This window comes from Vibrio sp. R-1 (genome assembly GCF_035615595.1).
GTDB lineage: Bacteria > Pseudomonadota > Gammaproteobacteria > Enterobacterales > Vibrionaceae > Vibrio > Vibrio cholerae.
This window is the reverse complement of record NZ_WPDC01000072.1, coordinates 1-16404: the sequence shown is the minus strand read 5'-3', so window position 1 is coordinate 16404 and position 16404 is coordinate 1. Positions and strand designations below refer to the sequence as shown.

At 47.9% G+C, this 16404-nt stretch carries 15 protein-coding genes; 8 read left to right on the top strand and 7 right to left on the bottom strand.

The genetic code is table 11. From position 1 onward, the window contains the following. The 4 genes from GOU96_RS13605 to GOU96_RS13590 form a co-directional block, all read left to right on the top strand. Positions 1–386 (top strand): pyridoxamine 5'-phosphate oxidase family protein (locus GOU96_RS13605; protein ID WP_324701978.1); only part of this gene is annotated, 386 nt, incomplete at its 5' end. A gap of 250 nt (positions 387–636) precedes the next feature. Further along, positions 637–2373: a methyl-accepting chemotaxis protein gene (locus tag GOU96_RS13600; RefSeq protein WP_042989664.1), complete on the top strand. Its 1737-nt coding sequence runs from the start codon at positions 637–639 to the stop codon at positions 2371–2373. Between the two features lie 216 nt (positions 2374–2589). Next, positions 2590–3723: a glycerate kinase gene (locus tag GOU96_RS13595; protein ID WP_053037165.1), complete on the top strand. Its 1134-nt coding sequence runs from the start codon at positions 2590–2592 to the stop codon at positions 3721–3723. 136 nt (positions 3724–3859) lie between these two features. After that, positions 3860–4696 carry a DUF6279 family lipoprotein gene (locus GOU96_RS13590; protein ID WP_053037164.1) on the top strand — a complete coding sequence of 279 codons (837 nt, stop codon included), beginning with the start codon at positions 3860–3862 and terminating at the stop codon, positions 4694–4696. Between the two features lie 32 nt (positions 4697–4728). On the opposite strand, the gene GOU96_RS13585 is transcribed toward GOU96_RS13590, so the two are convergent. The 7 genes from GOU96_RS13585 to GOU96_RS13555 form a co-directional block, all read right to left on the bottom strand. Further along, positions 4729–5358 carry a DsbA family protein gene (locus GOU96_RS13585; protein ID WP_001885299.1) on the bottom strand — a complete coding sequence of 210 codons (630 nt, stop codon included), beginning with the start codon at positions 5356–5358 and terminating at the stop codon, positions 4729–4731. Then, entirely contained in the window at positions 5352–6215 is an 864-nt protein-coding gene (locus GOU96_RS13580; RefSeq protein ID WP_267782327.1) for an MBL fold metallo-hydrolase, read from the bottom strand. Before GOU96_RS13580 ends, GOU96_RS13585 begins: the two co-directional genes overlap by 7 nt. Before the next feature lie 318 nt (positions 6216–6533). Then, on the bottom strand, positions 6534–6671 hold the full coding sequence (locus tag GOU96_RS13575; protein WP_123011949.1) for a hypothetical protein: 138 nt from the start codon (positions 6669–6671) through the stop codon (positions 6534–6536). A gap of 155 nt (positions 6672–6826) precedes the next feature. Further along, entirely contained in the window at positions 6827–8275 is a 1449-nt protein-coding gene (gnd, locus tag GOU96_RS13570; protein WP_000675469.1) for a decarboxylating NADP(+)-dependent phosphogluconate dehydrogenase, read from the bottom strand. Between the two features lie 13 nt (positions 8276–8288). Next, complete coding sequence (pgl, locus tag GOU96_RS13565) at positions 8289–9005, bottom strand: 6-phosphogluconolactonase (RefSeq protein WP_000607056.1); 717 nt, start codon at positions 9003–9005, stop codon at positions 8289–8291. Next, positions 9002–10504 (bottom strand): glucose-6-phosphate dehydrogenase, encoded by a 1503-nt coding sequence (gene zwf, locus GOU96_RS13560; protein WP_000236511.1) that lies wholly within the window; start codon positions 10502–10504, stop codon positions 9002–9004. Before zwf ends, pgl begins: the two co-directional genes overlap by 4 nt. A gap of 346 nt (positions 10505–10850) precedes the next feature. Further along, the gene (locus GOU96_RS13555; RefSeq protein ID WP_162805466.1) at positions 10851–13739 is read right to left on the bottom strand and encodes an HD domain-containing phosphohydrolase; all 2889 of its coding nucleotides are present in this window, start codon (positions 13737–13739) and stop codon (positions 10851–10853) included. A 224-nt stretch (positions 13740–13963) separates the two neighbouring features. On the opposite strand from GOU96_RS13555, the gene GOU96_RS13550 reads away from it, so the two are divergent. The 4 genes from GOU96_RS13550 to GOU96_RS13535 all read left to right on the top strand — a co-directional run. Then, positions 13964–14710, top strand: a complete 747-nt coding sequence (locus GOU96_RS13550) for a phosphatase (protein WP_000762053.1) — start codon at positions 13964–13966, stop codon at positions 14708–14710. Between the two features lie 76 nt (positions 14711–14786). Next, on the top strand, positions 14787–15170 hold the full coding sequence (locus GOU96_RS13545; protein WP_114716808.1) for a cytochrome b562: 384 nt from the start codon (positions 14787–14789) through the stop codon (positions 15168–15170). Positions 15171–15326: 156 nt separating this feature from the next. After that, on the top strand, positions 15327–15674 hold the full coding sequence (locus GOU96_RS13540; protein ID WP_267782335.1) for a hypothetical protein: 348 nt from the start codon (positions 15327–15329) through the stop codon (positions 15672–15674). A 111-nt stretch (positions 15675–15785) separates the two neighbouring features. After that, positions 15786–16404: PepSY domain-containing protein (locus GOU96_RS13535; protein ID WP_324701977.1), on the top strand; the 619-nt coding region annotated here is incomplete at its 3' end.

Here is a 16404-nt window from a genome sequence, read left to right as displayed (position 1 = left end):
ATCAAGAAGGCTACTTTGTGCTGATTTCGCACATCGCCCGTCATGCCCGTAACCTTGAAGTGAATCCGCAAGTGTCGATCATGATGATTGAAGATGAAACGGAAGCAAAACAACTTTTCGCCCGTAAACGTCTGACCTTTGATGCGGTTGCCAGCATGGTTGAACGTGACAGCGAGTTGTGGTGCCAAGTGATTGCACAAATGGGTGAGCGCTTTGGCGAAATCATTGATGGTCTCAGTCAACTGCAAGACTTCATGTTATTCCGTCTACAGCCAGAGCAGGGGTTATTCGTGAAAGGTTTTGGCCAAGCATACCAAGTTTCTGGCGATGATTTAGTGGACTTTGTTCATCTGGAAGAAGGTCACCGCAAGATTTCCAACGGTTAAGCATGGCTCTTTAATCATAAATCGACATCTTTATAAGCGGCTGCAAAGCCGCTTTATTTTTTAGGTGGCCATTCCTGCCTAGTTGAAGTTGTAACCTAATAAGCTTCAAGTAAATACTTCTCAATGATTACCCACAGAAAAAAGCAAGATTCTCCTACCAGTTCGTTAAACATCTTCTAAGCTGAAAGTAACAACAAGAACGTCATTATAAATGTTCAGATATGCCCTGTTTTTCCTAGAAGGATCTTTCATGAAAATTAACACCACAATGAAGCTTGTTTTTGCAGCGATAGGCGTAGGCATGGCGATTACTATGGCGACCGTCTTCCAACTGGATAATCTCGAAGAGCAAGTCGATAGATTATCGTTGATCCGCTATCAATCTTACCAAGCTGCAGATGAGCTACGTCAAAGCTCCGACGATCTTACCCGTTTAGGCCGCACCTATGTGGTCACTGGGGATGAAAAGTACGAAAAAATGTATATGGATATTCTCGATATCCGCAACGGCAAAAAGTCCCGCCCCGAGAGTTACCACACCATTTATTGGGATCTTGTTCTGCAGTACGGCCAAAAGCCTAAACCGGATGGGCAAACCATCGCGCTACAGCAAATGATGAAAGACCTCGGTTTTAGTGACAGAGAGTTCGCCTTGCTGAAAGAGGCGCAAAATAACTCCGATGCTTTGGTTAACATGGAAGTGAAAGCCATGAATGCAGTAAAAGGCTTATTTCCTGATGCGAGTGGCAATTACACGGTAAAAGGCGAGCCGGATGTCAACATGGCGGTACAACTGTTACACAGTGAAGAGTACCATCGTGAAAAAGCTAAGATCATGGCACCTATTGACCGCTTCTTCCAAGAGCTTGAAGCACGAACGGCACAACAGTTTAACCAAGCTGCAGAGCAAGTAAAAAGTACCGTACTGATCGGCAATATCTCATTAATTACGGTTACGATTATTGCGATTATTGGCTATGTCGTGGTCAATCGTAAAATTGTTGCACCGATTGACAGAATGGCGAGTGTTTTACAAAGAGCCGATGACAATTCAGACCTTACCTTAAGAGTTGATGAAAAGAGTGATGATGAGCTTGCAGTAATCGGACGTACGATTAATAAAGTGCTGGTCAGTTATGGCTCAACCATCAGTAAAATTAATCAGGTTAACCACACCATTTCCTCAATTTCCGACACCATTCGTAGTATCACTGAGCAAAATATGAAAATGTCGAGCCAGCAAGATCAAGAGTTGAATATGGCTGCGACGGCGATGGAAGAGATGACATCGGCGCTATCGAGTGTGTCTCAAAGCACTAATATGGCAGAAGAGTACGCAGGCAGTGCTGAAAAAGAAGCCAACAACAGTAAACAAGTGTTTGAGAAAACGATTCGCGAATTTGCGGATTTAGATGGCGAATTCCAAAAAACCTCAGAGATCATTCAACAACTGGCTACTGAGTCCAATAATGTCGGTAACGTGCTGGATGTGATTAAAGCGATTGCAGAGCAGACCAACTTGCTGGCGTTGAATGCGGCGATTGAAGCGGCTCGTGCGGGTGAGCAAGGGCGAGGTTTTGCAGTGGTCGCCGATGAAGTCCGTTCTTTGGCACAGCGTACGCAAGAGTCGACGGGCGAGATTGAAACCATGATCTCTATGCTGCAAGAAAAAGCGGAGATGTCGACCAAAACAATCCGTATAAGCGCTGATAAAATGCAATCAACCCGTGGAAATATGGGCGTGGCCAACGAGTCGTTGGTGGCTATCCAGGGCTCGGCCAAAGAGATCCATAAACTCAACACGTCAATTGCTGCTGCGACTGAGGAGCAATTAACCGTAAGTGATGAGATTTCAAGCAACCTCAGTACCATCAAAACGCTGTCTGGTGAAATGAACTTAGCGATCAAACAACTGGGTCCTGTTGTGGTGGATTTACAACGCAACGTTGACGATCTTAATAGTGCAATAGCTCATATCCGCACCTAATCAAGACCTCTATTTTTTCCCATAAAAGCTGCCTGCGGGCAGCTTTTATTTTTATGCACATACCGTGATGGGCTGGTATCCAAAAGTCATCACACTTTTAACTAACTGTAATCGAGATTTGTTGAGTATCGGATTTTTGGATGATGATATGAGTACATAAATGGTGATGCGGAAAAGAGACGGAATAATGGCAACAAATAGGCAGGAGCGCGTGATATGAAAGTGGTTATCGCCCCAGATTCCTTTAAAGAGAGCTTAACGGCAAAACAAGTGTGTGATGCGATTCAAGCTGGGTTGGCTCGGGTATGGCATGATGCAAAATTTGTCGCTATCCCGGTTGCGGACGGTGGCGAAGGGACGGTGCAATCGTTAGTGGACGCCACACAAGGACGACTTGTTGAAGTCAAAGTGATGGGGCCACAAGGTAAACGAGTCGAGGCCTTCTATGGAATGTTGGGAGATAACCAAACTGCGGTGATCGAAATGGCTGCGGCCAGTGGCCTGCATCATGTGCCGCTTGCGCAGCGCGACCCTAAACTCACCACCAGTTTTGGCACTGGAGAGCTGATCCGACACGCGTTAGATCAAGGTGTCACTAAGCTGATTATTGGTCTAGGTGGTAGTGCGACCAATGATGGCGGCGTGGGCATGCTTGCGGCACTTGGCGCGCGCTTTACCAATGCCGATGGCGATCCCATCCAACTGACTGGTGGCGGCTTACGCGAGTTGACCCACATCGATTTACAAGATTTCGACCCAAGGCTACAGAACTGCGATATCTTGGTGGCCTGTGATGTGAACAACCCATTATGTGGCGATAAAGGTGCGTCTGCGGTATTTGGTCCGCAAAAGGGGGCAACGCCAGAAGATGTTCAATTATTGGATGGAGCCTTACGGCAGTTTGGTTTACTCACGGAAAAAGTGACTGGCAAAATGGTTTTAGAGAGTGCCGGTGCGGGGGCGGCAGGGGGGATGGGCGCGGCGCTTTTGGCCTATACTCAAGCAAGATTACGACCGGGTATTGAGATTGTGCTGGAGACGGTTCAACTTGCTCATCAAGTCAGTGATGCAGATTTAGTGATCACTGGCGAAGGGCGCATCGACAGTCAAACCGTACATGGCAAAACCCCAATGGGGGTGGCCAAAGTTGCCAAACGCTTTGACGTTCCTGTGCTGGCGTTGTGCGGCTGTACTGGCGATAACTATCAAGCCGTGTACCAGTGCGGGATCGATGCGGTTTTCGCTGCGGTGCCGCGGGCCATGTCGCTTGACGATGCGCTTAAAGAGTCCGATTTTAACCTTGCCGATTTGGCCGAGAATGTCGCCAGATTGTGGGTTCTCTCCAAATAAATCCGAAAGCTGGTCTTGACCAGCTTTCTTTCTCTTAAAGCTTCAGCCATTCTTTTTTTAAGTTTCTCACTGGGGTGTTGAACGTTCGCTTGAATTACTGCGTAAAACCCAGAGTGATTAAGAAAGGACTTCTCTTATGTTGAAATGGCTTCGTGTACTTCTGCTTTGTACCTTTCTGGTTGGTTGCGCGACTAAGTTGGTCTACCACAATCTTGATTGGTTTGTGATTGATTATGCTGAGGATTTTGTTGACCTGAATACGCAGCAGAAAACCTTGATTGAACAAACGATGCCGAGTTTACAGAGCTGGCATCGTGCCCAAGAATTGCCCGGTTATTTGGCAATGATGGATGAACTTTCGGCGCTCTTTTTACCTGACGTAACGGTTGAGCAGGTAGCCCAGTACCAAGAGAAAATGCGATTTTACTATCAGCGTCTGGTTATCAAGCTGCTACCGGATGTCAGCCGGCTGGCCGCCACGCTCAGTGAGGAGCAAACCGAACAGTTTATGCAAGCCTTCATTAAACGACATGACAAATTTGCCAAGAAATTCATTAAGATGGATGAGAGTGAGTTGCGTGATTTTTATCAAGAGCGGATTACAGATCGCTTAGAAGATTGGCTTGGACCCTTAAATAAGTCTCAGCAAGAGTTGGTCAAGGTTTGGAGTAACAATATTCAACCCACCGCCAACGATTGGATAGGATTTCAAACGACGATGCGTGAGCAGGTGCGTACATTATTGCAACAAAGAACACAACCAGAAGCATTTCAGGCTCAACTCGAATCTTTACTACTAAACCCTGAGCAGCATTACGGGATGATCTTGAAAGCCAAGCTGAGTTATAACCGCGAATTAGGTCAGCGTTATGTTGTGCAAATTTTGCAAAATAGCTCAGATAAACAGCAACAACATTGGCGAGATGAGCTGGCGGATTGGCGAGGAAGAGTCTCTGATTTATTAATCGAATAAAAAAATGACACCCCATTATGGGGTGTCATTTTTTATGCTGTCACGCTGAGTGATTCTAACCATGCTTGCCACTCTTGTGGGCGGCGATAGTAGTGGCTAGGACTTAAGGTGTACCACTCGTTATTTTGCTCAATGGCTAACGAAGGAAAACCACCTAAACCCAGCTGTTGCATTAAGCGTTGGGTTTGAGCAATGTCACTGCGTACTTTTGCTGCAGCTTGTGGCATCACGTTTTGCCATGTTTCAGGGGTAATGCCCATCGCTTGCGCTAACTGTTGCATTACATCCGTTTGTGTCACATCCAGACCTTGCTGGTAGTGCGCACGCTGAATGGCTTTCAGCATGTCGAAATCACGTTTGCCTGCAAGACGTGCCGCAATGATGGCTTGGGCTGTGAAGTACGAATCGAGCATGAGTGGTTGACCACTGCGTACACGCTCTAAATACGCCTCGCCAAACTCTGCTCCTGTTTCACGCTGAATGCGTTGGTCGGCTTGCAAAATATGCGCACGAAAATCAGGACTGATCTGTGCTTTGTCCATCATGCCACCGGGGTGTAGTACCAGTTCAAGATGAGATTGTTGTGCCAGTTGTTCCATCAGTGAGGTGGCGCCGAAGCACCACCCACACATAGGGTCAAAAATGTAGTGAACCCTTACCATTTCATTTCACCAGTATGAACTTTCGCACCAATATCAAGCGCCATAGGTAGGCCTGCATCCGGATAGATTTTGCTCATTTTTTCAATCAGCTGTGCACTATTTTTACTAGAGGCTTTCGCTTTAGCAAAATCAGCTAGGTATTTTTGTGAAAACTTAATCGCACTGCTGTCCATGGCGGTTCCCGGTGTCATATGCCCTGGGATGACCACTTTTGGCTTAAGCGCTGCCATCTCATCGAGTTGTTCAGCCCAAGCTTTGCGCTCACTGTCTGTTTGTGCATCGGCCATCCATAGATGAACGTTACCGTACACAGCCACATTCCCCAAGATCGCTGCATTGGCAGGGATCCACAAATAAGGACGATGTTTCAGTTCACCTTCGGTACCACGAATTTCGATAGTTTGGCCATCAATTTCCAGTGTTTTACCTTGGTATGCCGTTGGCAGAACCGGTTTCACTGGCGCGTTGGCGCCCATTTTCGGTGCCCAGAAATCCAGCTTACCTTGCAGTTTCTGTTCGATTTTCGCTTTTACACCCGGGGTTGCAATCACTTCTGCTTGCGGGAACATCTGCTTTAACACTTCTGCGCCAAAGTAGTAGTCTGGATCCGCTTGAGAGATGAAAATCGTTTTTAAGGTTTTACCTGAATCCAGTACTTTCGCGCCGATGCGCAGCGCATCTGCTTTGGTAAAGCCAGTATCCACTACCATCGCTTCGGTTTCACCGTACACCACGGTTGCATTCACATGGAAGCTGTTACCATCGGCGTTGTAGACATCCAAAGTCAGTGGGGTCGCAGCCATGGCTTGAGCAGATAAGGTCATGGTAGCAGCAAGTAGTTTGGTTAATGTGTTCATTTTAAGACTCCGTTGTTGGGAAGTTTGTTTTGTTGCGGTGAGTTTAAGCAAAGCACAGAGTTGGATATATAGCGACTTGGCAACATGATTGTTTCTATAATTGAACTAATCGATAGGAAGTTTCGAGGATTAGTTGATTTTCTATACTGTCTCTACCTGAACGTGCGGTGGCGTCAGCTCACTCCAATCACTTAGTCTATTTATGAGCATGGGAATGAATCTACTCGCTTCCTAGTGACCACTCGCTCTTTGGGTCTATCGTGGAAAATGGACATAAAAAAAGCACCCTGAGGTGCTTTTTTATCGGCGTGGTTTGAGTTACAAACCGCCTTGATTTTGTGCTTCTTTCACCATTTGTTGGCGCTGAGCTTCCATGTCAGATGCAACGTCACTGTCCTGATGTGTTGATTGTTCCAAAGCCTCTGGAACCAAAACATAGTACTTGTTGATTGTCATCGTCGATTCTCTTAAAAGCGAAATGTGCAGAAAAAAATAGAGGATGTCGGTAAAACCGACATCCTCCCTGAACGGAGAAATTATAGGCTGATACGAAAGAAGTAGCTAGCCCTAATTTCATCCTTATCAGTATGACGCTTTCCTACTAGGTGTCATTACACGTCGTAAGTGGTAGACGCAGTATTACCGCCTGTACCCGTCCAGTTAGTGTGGAAGAACTCACCACGCGGACGATCGATACGCTCATAAGTGTGCGCACCAAAGTAATCACGCTGTGCTTGTAGCAGGTTCGCTGGCAGGCGAGCCGTAGTGTAACCATCAAGGAAGGTCAGTGCTGAAGTCGTACATGGCATTGGGATGCCGACTTCCAGCGACTTCGCTGCCACTTTACGCCATGCAGCCAGACAGTTGTCCAGAATACCTTTGAAGTACGCATCAGAACCTAAGAACGCCAGTTCTGGGTTCTTTTCAAACGCATCACGGATGTTGCCTAGGAACGCAGAGCGGATGATACAACCACCACGCCACATCAGAGCCACGTTACCGTAGTTCAGGTTCCAACCATTCTCGTTCGATGCTTCACGCATCAGCATAAAGCCTTGTGCGTAAGAGATGATTTTTGAAGCCAGCAGCGCTTGACGCAGCGCATCAACCCAAACTTGTTTGTCACCTTCGACTTGAGTTTTGGTTTTACCAAACAGTTTTTCAGCTTCAACACGTTGATCTTTCAGTGCGGATAGGCAGCGAGAGAACACGGATTCCGTGATCAGCGTCAGTGGAATACCCATGTCCAGCGCGTTGATGCCCGTCCATTTACCTGTGCCTTTTTGGCCAGCAGTATCGAGGATCTTCTCAACCAGCGCTTCACCATCTTCATCTTTGTAGCCAAGGATGTCAGCGGTGATCTCAACCAAGTAGCTGTCTAGCTCAGTTTTGTTCCAGTCAGCAAATACGGCTTGCATTTCATCGGCCGACATACCCAGACCATCTTTCATGAACTGGTAAGCTTCAGTGATAAGCTGCATGTCGCCGTATTCGATACCGTTGTGAACCATTTTCACGAAGTGACCGGCACCATCGTTGCCCACCCAGTCACAGCAAGGCTCACCAGCGTCAGTTTTTGCAGAAATGCCTTGGAAAATCGGTTTTACCGCTTCCCATGCTTCAGGTGCGCCACCCGGCATGATCGAAGGTCCGAAACGTGCACCTTCTTCACCACCAGAAACACCCGTACCGATGAAGTGAATGCCTTTTTCACGCAGCGCTTTGACACGGCGGTTAGTATCAGGGAAGTTGGTGTTACCACCATCAATGATGATGTCGCCTTTGTCGAGCAGTGGAACCAGTTGCTCGATGAAGTCATCAACCACTTGACCAGCACGTACCATCAGCATCACTTTGCGCGGTGTCGCCAGTTTATCAACCAGTTCTTGCAGCGTGTAAGCGCCAACAATGTTAGTGCCTTTGGCTGGGCCTTCTAGGAACTCGTCCACTTTAGCCGCGGTACGGTTGTGTGCCACCACTTTGAAGCCGTGGTCGTTCATGTTGAGGATCAGGTTTTGGCCCATGACTGCAAGGCCGATTACACCGATATCACCTTTCATTTATTTCTCTCCTTCACGCAATCTTTGCTGCGGCGTCTGAATCTAAGTACCACTCGGTCACTCCTGAAGTGGAGTGAATTTTTGCTGCCGGATAAGGCAGTTGCTCGGCTGGAGTGGTGTGAATTTGTTCTACGATCTCGGCTTTACCGGCGCCAAGAACGAGATAACTGATGCGTTTTGCGGCTTGCAGCACTTTCGCGGTTTTTGAAACGCGTAATTGCCCAGATTCTGGATGGCTTGCCACCACCGAAAGATTCGCGTCTGCATAGTCGGTTTGCCCTGGGAACAGGGATGCGGTATGACCATCGGCACCGACACCGAGTAGGATCCAATCAAACACAGGCGTGCCGTTTTCGGTTGGGATCACATGCGCCATCGCTTGAGCAAAACGTTCTGCTTCAGCTTGTGGCTCGTTTTCACCCAGAATGCGGTGAATGTTCTGCGCAGGCATGTTGATTTTGCTAAACAGCAGCGCATTGGCTTCACCGTAATTGCTTTCGGCATCATCCGGTGCCACACAGCGCTCATCTCCCCACCAGAAATGCAGGTTTTGCCACTGAATGTCGTTCGCGTAAGGCTGGCTTGCCAAAAGCTTAAACAGCATTTTGGGCGTGCTGCCGCCAGACAGGGAAATGTGTACTGGCTGACCTTGCTGGCTGTACGCCAACATATCGTCAGCAAGGCTTTTCACCACGGCATCCGCAGTTGGGAAAATTTTATGGTTGATCATAATTCGCAGTAATCCGTGTTAGTGAGGTTTTTACAAGGGAAGCGCCACTCACGGCCGTCACGGCGCAGCAAGTCATCCGACTCTTTCGGACCCCAAGTGCCACAGGCGTAGCCATACAGCGATTGCGGATCTTGTTTGAAATCGAGGATCGGCTGCACAAACTTCCAACAAGCTTCTACCGCATCAGTACGGGCAAACAGTGTCGCATCACCATTGAGTGCATCGAGCAGCAGACGCTCATAAGCGGTGAGCATTTTGATCTGCTCCAGTGAGGCGTAGTGGAAATTCATCGACACTTCTTTGGCTTTGAAACCTGCGCCCGGCTCTTTCAAGCCGAAGCTCATCAGAATGCCTTCATCAGGCTGAATACGGATGATCAGCTTGTTCTCTGGCGCATTTTGCCCAAAGACAGGATGCGGTGTACGTTTGAAGTGAATGACCACTTCGGTGACACGCGTTGGTAAACGTTTACCGCTGCGCACATAGAATGGCACACCATTCCAACGCCAGTTATTGATGAACATTTTCAGCGCAACGTAAGTTTCGGTGCGTGAATCAGCGGCCACGCCCGGCTCATTACGGTAGCTGGGTAAAAACTGTCCACGCACTTCGGATTCGGTGTATTGACCGAGCACCAGATTATTGCGCAGATCAGATTCAGAAAGCGGTTGTAGGCTTTGCAGTACCTTGTTCACTTCGTTACGAATGGAATCGGCGTTGATCGCCGCAGGCGGCTCCATGCCGACCATCGCCAGCACTTGCAGCAGGTGGTTTTGGAACATATCGCGCACCGCGCCAGAGCCGTCGTAATAACCGCCGCGCTCTTCTACACCTAAGAATTCTGCGCCTGTGATTTCCACGTAATCAATAAAGTTACGGTTCCACAGTGGCTCAAACATGCCGTTGGCAAAGCGGAATACCAGCAGGTTTTGCACGGTTTCTTTACCAAGGTAGTGGTCGATACGGTAAATCTGGTGCTCTTTGAAGTGGCGGTGGATTTCCACATCCAGCTCTTGCGCAGATTGCAAATCGTAACCAAAAGGTTTCTCGATGATTAGACGCTTCCAACCTTGAGTCTCATCGTTGAGGCCATGTGCCGCAAGGCAAGCTGGGATCACGCCATACAAGCTTGGTGGCGTCGCGAGATAGAACAACGTATTACGCTGCTCAAACTGATAATCGTTAGCCAGTGTATCAAGGCGAGTCGCTAAGTGCTGGTAATCAGCTACTTCTGAGGTGTTCAGCGCTTGATAATGCACATGCTGCATGAAGGCTTCGAGAGCGGCAGGTTCTGTTTTTTCCAGCTCTTGCAGTGAGCGCTTTAGCTTCTCGCGGTAAGACTCGTCACTGTACTCGGTACGGCTCACACCTAAAATCGCAAACGATTTAGGCAGTTGCTGACTGGCATAGAGGTGATACAACGCAGGAATAAGCTTACGGTACGTCAAATCTCCCGAAGCACCGAAAATTACGATGCTGCTGTTTTCAGGTATTACCATCATCTTTCCTTTAGAAACGAGGTACTCCCTTGATTTTGCAGTGAATCAATATCCATATTCACCGGAAAACCTTTGGGTATTGTTAGCATGCGCCAACCCTAGCAGCGCAATACACAAATCAAAAACCGATCTTGCCTATAGGTTTAATAGGAAAAATCAATCGGCGGGGAGGAACTGGTGCTAGCGAAACTCATCCCCGACTCGGGGGCGTATTGTCTACGACTCTTTGACATACATCAACTATTGATAACGCAATCGATTGAATTGTGACAGGTGAAAATGTTAACCATCAGTTTTTAAAAGGAAAAATGAGAAAGGCGTCAATGCGCCTTTCTGCCGTGATGTTCTAGTAATCTTCCCGTAAATACGCCAGCACTTTTTGAATATGCTCTTGAGTATCGACAACGCTATTTTGACACTGCTCCGCCGAAAGAAATTGCTCTGCGTAAGTTTGATGAAGGTTGTGCTGCAAAAACAGCAGATAGAGTTTAGGGTCGATGTGCCCGCTGGTGGCCATATCTGTCATGATCGCGATGCACTCTTGTAAGGACTTGGCCTTCTTGTAGGGGCGATCATTAGACGTCAGAGCTTCAAACACATCGGCAATCGCCATGATGCGTGCAGGTACCGACAGCTGTGAGGCTTCGATTCCTCGTGGGTAGCCTTTGCCATCCATGCGCTCATGGTGTCCTCCTGCAATTTCGGGCACGCCTTGTAAATGTTTGGGGTAGGGTAAGCGTTGCAGCATCAAGATAGTCTGTATGATGTGATCATTAATCATAAACCGATCTTCTGCGGTTAAGGTGCCCCGTTTGACTTTGAGGTTATGCAGCTCCCCACGATTGTATTGCAGAGCCGGAGGCGTGAGACAGAAGGCTTCTTGCCATGTTTCTTGTGGGGTTTTGCCTTGTGGCCAAGGAATTTGGTGGACAGACTTATCGGCCAGCAACGGTTCCCAGACCGGCAATGGAGCTGGGGCTGCGGCGCGGCTTTTCTCAACCCAAGAGATGCCGATTTGATCATCTAAAGTCCGCTGCCATTGGCGCTGAGCGATCTGCTCCAGTCGTTTGATATCCTCATCACTCATCCCTTCGCTGCCAAGGTTACACTGAGCCACAAAAGCAAACTCGTCGTCCAATTGTTGATGCAGCGCCTTCAACGCCTGCTCTGCCTGTTTTGGATCCCCCCCTTGAGCGCAGCTTTGCCAGTAATCACGCTCCGCTTGCATTTTTAAGAGTTCAAAGCGCATGCGCACCTCGTGGATCCGGTCGTAAATCGTTTCCAGCTTAGTGGCTTTGTCAACCACGAATTCTGGCGTGGTGACTTTGCCACAGTCATGCAACCAAGCCGCGAGGGTTAACTCTTCCCACTGTTCGGAACTCATCGTGAATTCAGCGAAATAGCGTTTATCTTTGGCCGCGGCTTCGGCTAATAAACGGGTTAATTCAGGAACGCGTTGACAATGGCCTCCGGTATAGGGCGATTTGGTATCAATCGCCGATGCAATCAGTTCGACGAACGCCTTCAGCATCTCTTTTTGTTGCTGAATTTTATCGATGTTGTCTTTGGCAATTTCAGCAAAACTGAGCAGTTCACGCAAAAATGCGTGTTTATCGGCTTGAACGTTTTCTATGGTGCGTTCATAGCCCAAACAGACAATCCCGACTAATTGACGCTCGCGGTTCAGTAGCGGGAAGAAGTATAAGTCTGAGTTGTAAAGCTGATCGAGATACGTGCGCAGAATATTATCTTTACGATTGAGGTGGATGGTTTCCCCTTTGCGCAGCTCGGCTAACAGCCATGCACTGCTGCTGAGTAGCTGATTAATATCGATTTTGAACGGTATGATGGCGTGATTGGCGGCAACAGAGAATTGATTATTTTCTTGATCATACACATACAGCAGTATGGTTTCGGCTTTGGTGATGGCATAACTCTGGTGAGCTATGGTTCTTGCCAGTTGAGCGAAATCTTGATTGTTAGTGGTTTCGCGCAGTAAGCGAAGCAGGTCGTGTAACGCATGTTCCATTAATTGGATGGATTGGCTTAAGTTCGCCGCTTCAGTAATCATGGTTTGTGGGTAGCGCGTTTTTTTGAAGTTAAAACGCGCGATGTTATCAGTCAGTTGGATGAGATTGTGTAATGGACTGGAGAGCCGTTTCGCCACCCAAATGACGACAGGGAAGCAGAACAGAAGCAACACAATCGCACTGGTGATTTGACGATTACGTAAGGTGATAAGATCCGCCAGCAGCTCATCTTTCGGTGTTGCTTGCGCTAAAAACAGATGCAACTGCTGGTTGAGTTTGACTGGCGTTAGGGTAGTGACCCAATCTTGACCTTGACTGTGGGGGGTATCGTATTGCGCTTGGCTAGTAATGCGGCTCATGACAGAAGCAAACGGTGTGTCAGTATTTAGGAGCGATTGCTTAATCTGTTCTGGATCGGAGCGAAGATTGAGCCCTGAATTGTGCTCTGCTAGGGGGCGTAGCTGCTGATCCAGCAAGATCAGTTGTGAATGATCGGAGAAGCCAAGTTTACTCAGTTCACTGGAAAGGGCTTTCAACGTTAAATCGGCCCCCACGACTTGTTTGCCACTGAATGAGCGGCGTGACAAGGTTAACCCATAGGTTTGGAGAGTGAAAAATAGGTAGGGCTCGGTAATGCGGATCACCCCATCATTGGCGGCATTCAGATACCAAGGGCGTACTCTCGGATCAAAAAAATGGGCGACCTCTTTGTATTGCCCGACTAATTTCATCTCTTGATTGAGAAAGTAGATGTCGTTGGTGCCATCGATATGGCTGTAGTTCATCCATAGTACAGCGTCATCTGGTGCCGCAAACATCACTCGATCTGCACGGCTAAGTAAGGGGCGGAACATAAAAAACTGCCCTGTCTCATTGGCAAAATAGAGCGAATTTAAGTTCGAAGATTGCTCAAATGCGCGTAATACTGAGGTTAACCAACGTTGATCTTGTAGTGGCGGTTCGGTGTGCTCAATAAAACGGCTAGTGGCAAGAAAATCGAGACTGGTCAGGATAGGAGCCACATTTTGGGTAAACACGGTTTCGAGCTTTTTGCTGTTCTCGTGTGCTAAGGTTCTCGCACTACCCGCCAGAAGCTGTTGAGAGCTGTAATAACTGATCGCAATCAGCACACTGCCGATGAACAAGATCAGAATAAAAAACAGACTGCTGATATGGATAGATAGGGAATAACGACGCTTTTTCATAATGTTACCTAAGCCAAATAACACAGATAAGTATTGTTCATCTTGGCTAGGTTGCAAAAAATCACGCGATTAAATCTGTTTGTTTGGCTTGGTGTCGCAAACTGAGCCTCTCTTTGCGGCGTGTTATGTCTGTTGTGCAAGGCCATGAAGTGCACGATTGAACATAGCAACCCTAAGGGGAGGCTGCTACACTGGCCGGCAATGCGTTTGGAAGGACTGTTGAAATGAAATTAGCTGTAGATACTCACACTCACACTTACGCCAGTGGCCACGCTTACAGCACCCTGATTGAGAATGCGCGTGCGGCCAAGCAAAATGGCTTGACGCTGTTTTGTACCACTGATCACGCTGAGTCTATGCCCGGAGCACCGCATTACTGGTTTTTCTCTAACCAGCGCATTTTGCCCCGTTTTCTGGAGGGCGTGGGCGTAATTCGTGGTGTGGAGGCTAACATCCTCAATACGCAAGGTGAGATTGATTTGCACCCGAGCGTGGATCACAACTTGGATTGGGTGATGGGTAGTTTCCACGAACCAGTATTTCATCCCGCCGATAAAGCAGCGCACACCCAAGCCCTGATCGAAACCATCAAAGGCGGCCGAGTGGATGCGCTAGGGCATCTGGGGAACCCGCACTTTGATTTTGATTTCGAGCAGGTGATTGCCTGTGCCAAAACGCACAATGTCGCGATTGAAATCAACAACAGTACCTTAAAAGGCCATAGCCGAGTGGGCAGTATTGATCGTTGTTACGAGATTGCTCGTGTCGCGAAATCGCTCGATGCCTACATCACCACTGGCAGTGATGCCCATTTTTGTCTGGACATAGGCGGTTTATCGCTAGCCAGTCAACTGATTGATGAAGTGGGCATTAACCCGCAACGTGTGATCACTCATACCGCGCGTCAGTTTCTCGACTTTCTTGAGTTACGTGGTCGCCAGCCGATTGAAGAGTTTGCTGGTCTACTTTAATTTTGCAACAAAACTCAGCTCACTTTTGCAGGCAGAATGGCGTACAATTCCACTCCCTTCAAAAGTGAGTAGAAAAATGAAAAAATCACTGATTCTAGCGGCAGCATTGCTCGCCACTCCGGTTTTTGCCGCGGGACAAGATCTCAAATCAATCATGCAAGACATGAAGCTCGCCTTTAAACAGGCCGCAGAAGCGCCAACCGTTGAAGCGATGCAAGCACCGATTTCTACCCTCGAAAGCTTGGTTGAACAAGCCAAACGAGGTGTTTATCCTGTTGAAAAAGAAGCCACTTACCAAGAAGGCTTCCAAAAGCTCGCGGTGACTTTGGATAAAATAGACGCTCATTTGCAAGCCGGTGAACTCGAGGCAGCAAAAGCTAGCCTAAAAACCGTTGATGATCTGCGAATTGAATACCATGACAAACGCAATCCAAGTATTTGGAAGCGGTTGTTTGGTTAGTCTGCCTTTCCCTTCCTGCTTGAGAGCGACTTAAGTGGGAAGGAACGCTTGTTAGATGTAAACAACCCTCATCTTTTTGTTAAAACTTGGGTGTAACACACTGTTATGGTTATCACTAATGGTTATAGTAGTGAGCAATCCATAAAGAGTGTTGTTATGAACCCGCAACGTACCTTTCACCGCTTGATGCTGAAACTCAGCCTGCTTAGTTGGCTGCTGGTTTCGCTCATGCCTGTGCTCAATGCACACGGCAATGCGGCGGGTGTTTGGGCAACACTCTGTACCATCAATGGTTTTGAACTGGTTAGAATTGAAGATGGCAAACCGCAAACTCAGCACAGTAAACCGTGTCCGTTTGCCCATTTCTCCAACTTTCATCACACCGAACTTCCAACCACACGACTTCCAATTCGACAAACGACGGCGCAAGTAGATGGTTACACTTTTTTGGCTCTAAGTGTCCGTTTTGAAAGTGCTGTCCCGCGTGCTCCGCCTTTGGCTTAACTGAATTCACTCCCCAATAACAATAAATCTATTTAGTAAAGTCATACGCTCATATCCCATTTGGTTTCTCGACCGAAGGGATAGTTTGCGTTTAAAAAAGGAAGAAATACGTTGAGTACCGTTACTACACCTCAACCGACGGCGGCTGCTCGTCGTAAAACCCTCTATTTTCTCACTTGGCGTTGGCATTTTTATGCCGGCCTGTTTGTGGTGCCTTTTATGTTGATGTTGGCGCTGACGGGCTTAGTCATGTTGTTTGATGATGAAATTGAACAAGCTCGCTACGCCGATCTATTAAACGTTACACCACAAGCGCAGGTCATGCCTGTTTCTCAGCAGCTTGCGGCAGTACAAAAGGCGTATCCAGAAGCGCAAGTTACCCAGTTTATTCCTGCGCCCCAGCCGGATTTAGCCAACCGTTTTTCTGTACTGTTTAGCGATGGTTCAACCCAATTTGTCACGGTTAACCCGTATAGCGCTGTGGTTCTGGGCACTATTGATCGCAGCGAAAGCTGGTATGAATGGGCGAACAGCATTCACGGCACCTTATTGATTGGCGATTGGGGCGATTATCTGATTGAAGTCGCGGCGAGCTTGGGGATGATTTTACTGGTGAGTGGTATCTACTTATGGTTGCCGCTTGATAACGCGCGTAAAGCGGGGTTTCTCAAAATCCGAGTGGGCAGTGGTGCGCGAATTTTCTGGCGTGACCTGCACGCAAATTTAGGTG

Bases quoted from the DNA above. Each gene is read 5' to 3' on its own strand.
- GOU96_RS13585 (WP_001885299.1), bottom strand. From the start codon at position 5,358: ATGGTAAGGGTTCACTACATTTTTGACCCTATGTGTGGGTGGTGCTTC.
- zwf (WP_000236511.1), bottom strand. From the start codon at position 10,504: ATGGTAATACCTGAAAACAGCAGCATCGTAATTTTCGGTGCTTCGGGA.
- GOU96_RS13555 (WP_162805466.1), bottom strand. From the start codon at position 13,739: ATGAAAAAGCGTCGTTATTCCCTATCTATCCATATCAGCAGTCTGTTT.
- gnd (WP_000675469.1), bottom strand. From the start codon at position 8,275: ATGAAAGGTGATATCGGTGTAATCGGCCTTGCAGTCATGGGCCAAAAC.
- GOU96_RS13540 (WP_267782335.1), top strand. From the start codon at position 15,327: ATGAACCCGCAACGTACCTTTCACCGCTTGATGCTGAAACTCAGCCTG.
- pgl (WP_000607056.1), bottom strand. From the start codon at position 9,005: ATGATCAACCATAAAATTTTCCCAACTGCGGATGCCGTGGTGAAAAGC.
- GOU96_RS13590 (WP_053037164.1), top strand. From the start codon at position 3,860: ATGTTGAAATGGCTTCGTGTACTTCTGCTTTGTACCTTTCTGGTTGGT.
- GOU96_RS13575 (WP_123011949.1), bottom strand. From the start codon at position 6,671: ATGACAATCAACAAGTACTATGTTTTGGTTCCAGAGGCTTTGGAACAA.
- GOU96_RS13580 (WP_267782327.1), bottom strand. From the start codon at position 6,215: ATGAACACATTAACCAAACTACTTGCTGCTACCATGACCTTATCTGCT.
- GOU96_RS13550 (WP_000762053.1), top strand. From the start codon at position 13,964: ATGAAATTAGCTGTAGATACTCACACTCACACTTACGCCAGTGGCCAC.
- GOU96_RS13600 (WP_042989664.1), top strand. From the start codon at position 637: ATGAAAATTAACACCACAATGAAGCTTGTTTTTGCAGCGATAGGCGTA.
- GOU96_RS13545 (WP_114716808.1), top strand. From the start codon at position 14,787: ATGAAAAAATCACTGATTCTAGCGGCAGCATTGCTCGCCACTCCGGTT.
- GOU96_RS13595 (WP_053037165.1), top strand. From the start codon at position 2,590: ATGAAAGTGGTTATCGCCCCAGATTCCTTTAAAGAGAGCTTAACGGCA.